The following is a 1,061-nucleotide window of genomic DNA, read 5'->3' as shown; positions in this document are numbered from 1 at the left end:
ATATCGGTGACGGCAGGTTTGCCTTCGGTGATGGTGCCGGTCTTGTCGAGAACGATGGTGTCCAGCTGGCTGCTGGTTTGCAGGGCTTCCCCCTGACGAATCAGGATGCCGTATTCTGCCGCCTTGCCGACCCCCACCATCACGGACATGGGTGTGGCCAGGCCCAGCGCACAGGGGCAGGCGATGATCAGCACGGTGGTGGCGCTGATCAGCATGTGTGTCAGGCGCGGTTCCGGGCCCACATTGAACCACACCAGCGCGGCGGCGATGGCGATCAGCATGATGGTGGGGACAAACACCGCCGATACCTGATCGGCGAGGCGGCCGATCGGGGGCTTGCTACCCTGGGCTTTTTTTACCAGCGTGACGATTTGTGAAAGGGCGGTGTCTTTGCCCACGGCGGTGGCGGTGTAGAGCAAGGTGCCACCTTCATTGAGTGTGCCGGCGCTGACGTTGTCGCCTTCACTTTTACTGACGGGCATGGGTTCGCCGGTGAGCATGGATTCATCGATGCGGCTCTCGCCTTCTTTCACCGTGCCGTCCACGGCGATTTTTTCACCGGGCCGAACCCGGAGAATATCGCCGGTCTGAACTTGCTCCACGGGGATGTCCCGCTCTTCGCCATCGCGGACCACCCGCGCGGTTTTGGCACCCAGATCCAGCAGCCGTTTCACCGCAGCGCTGGTTTTGCCGCGGGCGCGCACTTCCAGTGCCTGGCCGAGATTGATCAGGCCGATGATCATGGCGCTGGCTTCGAAATACACATGCCGGGCCGCTTCCGGCAGGGCGCCGGGCAACAGGACGACCACCATGGAATAGAGCCAGGCCGCACCGGTGCCCAGTGCGATCAGGGTGTCCATGTTGGCGTTGTGGTTTCGAAATGCCTTCCAGGCGCCGACAAAAAAGTGGCGGCCGGCGGTGGCCAGCACCGCCAGAGTAAGCAGGCCGATAGCCAGCCAGATCCACTGACTGGTTTGCCCGGCGCGGACCATCATGTCGCCGCCCAGCAAGCCCCAGGCCATCAACGGGACACCCAGGCCAAGCCCGAGCCCCATGTGGCG

At 63.3% G+C, this 1,061-nt stretch carries 1 protein-coding gene; it reads right to left on the bottom strand.

Annotation, left to right across the window (positions count from 1 at the left end):
• Positions 1 to 1,061 (bottom strand): HAD-IC family P-type ATPase (locus A3754_RS24460; protein WP_156497207.1); only part of this gene is annotated, 1,061 nt, incomplete at both ends.

The sequence above is a fragment of the Alcanivorax sp. HI0083 genome (genome assembly GCF_001635175.1).
The sequence above is the reverse complement of the archived record's forward strand: the minus strand, read 5'-3'. Positions and strand labels throughout refer to the sequence as shown.